The sequence below is a fragment of the Bradyrhizobium pachyrhizi genome (assembly GCF_001189245.1).
Taxonomy (GTDB): Bacteria; Pseudomonadota; Alphaproteobacteria; order Rhizobiales; family Xanthobacteraceae; genus Bradyrhizobium; species Bradyrhizobium pachyrhizi.
This window is the reverse complement of the sequence record NZ_LFIQ01000039.1, coordinates 24850-26745: the sequence shown is the minus strand read 5'-3', so window position 1 is coordinate 26745 and position 1896 is coordinate 24850. Positions and strand designations below refer to the sequence as shown.

General features: G+C 67.6%; 1 protein-coding gene. It reads right to left on the bottom strand.

Going from position 1 to position 1896, the window contains the following annotated elements; all coding sequences use genetic code 11:
• Nucleotides 1–129: 129 nt before the first annotated feature.
• Nucleotides 130–1896: DNA mismatch repair protein MutS (mutS, locus tag AKL29_RS04970; RefSeq protein ID WP_244481762.1), on the bottom strand; the 1767-nt coding region annotated here is incomplete at its 5' end.

Genomic DNA, 1896 nt, shown 5'->3' with positions numbered 1-1896 from the left:
GACCTTCCCCCTTTCAGGGGGAAGGGGAAGGATGATCCGTAGCCCGGATTCAGCGCAGCGCAATCCGGGGCGGTCGTGCAACGGAGAGCGCGTTTCCGGATTTCGCTGCGCTGCATCCGGGCTACGCAGCTACTGCTTCGGCAGCTTCGCCCTTAGCGCATACAGAGCATCCAGCGCCTCGCGCGGCGACATCTCGTCGGGGTGCAGCGCCTTCACAGCCTCGACCAGCAGATCCGCCTCGCTCGGCGGTTTGTCCTCACTGGCTGCGCGGGAGGGGACGGCGAACAGCGGCAGATCGTCGACCAAAGCGCGCGCGGTCTGGCCGCGGTCCTGGGCTTCGAGTTTTGCCAGCACCGATTTGGCGCGCGTGATCACGGCCGGCGGCAGGCCGGCGAGTTTTGCGACCTGGATGCCGTAGGAGCGGTCGGCCGAGCCCGGTAGCACCTCGTGCAGGAACACGACGTCGCCCTGCCACTCCTTGACCCGCACCGTGGCGTTGAACATCCGCGGCAGTTTCGCCGAGAGCGCGGTCAACTCGTGATAATGCGTCGCGAACAGCGTGCGGCAGCGGTTGCTCTCATGCAGATGCTCGATCGCGGCCCAGGCGATCGACAACCCGTCGAACGTTGCCGTGCCGCGGCCGATCTCGTCGAGGATCACCAGCGACCGTTCGCTCGCCTGGTTCAGGATCACCGCGGTCTCGACCATTTCGACCATGAAGGTCGAGCGGCCGCGCGCCAGATCGTCCGCCGCGCCAACGCGCGAGAACAGCCGGTCGACGATGCCGAGCCGCGCACGCGACGCCGGTACGTAAGAGCCGATCTGGGCGAGGAGCGCGATCAGTGCGTTCTGGCGCAGGAAGGTCGACTTGCCGGCCATGTTCGGACCGGTGATCAGCCAGAGCTGGCCGGATTTTTGTGCAGGCGCCGGCGATAGGTCGCAGGCGTTGGCGATGAACGGCTGGCCGTCGCGCTTCAGCGCCTGCTCGACCACCGGATGCCGTCCGCCCTCGATCGCAAAACCAAGCGAGCCGTCGACATCAGGCCGCACGTAATTGTCGTCGATCGCAAGCTTGGCCAATGACGTCGCGACGTCGAGCATCGCAAAGGCATGCGCGGCATTGCGCAGATCATCGCTCGCCGCGAGCGCCATCGCGCTCAGGCGTTCAAAGATCTCGAGCTCGAGATTGAGCGCGCGCTCGCCGGCATTGGCGATCTTGGCTTCGGTCTCGCCGAGCTCTGCGGTGGTGAAGCGGACCTGTCCGGCCAGCGTCTGGCGATGGATGAAGGTCGCATTCAGCGGCGGCGCGAATAGCTTGTCGCCGTGCTGCGCGGTGACCTCGACGAAATAGCCGAGCACATTGTTGTGCCGGATCTTCAGCGTCTTGATGCCGGTGTCCTCGGCGTAACGCGCCTGCATTGCGGCGACGACGAGGCGGGAGGCGTCGCGCAAATTGCGGCTCTCGTCGAGCGCGGCCTCATAGCCCTCGCGGACGAAACCGCCATCGCGCTTGATCAGCGGAAGCTGTTCGGAGAGCGCACGAGAAAACTCCTGCGCCAGATCGCGCGAGGGACGCCGCAAGGCCGCCATCACGGTCGAAACCTCGGCCGGCGGATTGGCAAGCTGCGCCAGCAGCTCCAGCACCTGGTCGGCGGCGAGGATGCCGTCGCGCAGGCTGGCGAGATCGCGCGGGCCGCCGCGGCCGACCGAGAGCCGCGCCAGCGCGCGCGACATGTCGGGTGCCGCGCGGAGCACGGTCCTGACGTCCTCGCGCGCAGCGGAATCCGCGACGAAGGCCGAGACGGCATCGAGCCGCCGCGCGATCACGGCGACGTCGGTCAGCGGCGCGGCAAGGCGCTGTGCCAGGAGGCGCGAGCCCGCCGCGGTGACGGTGCA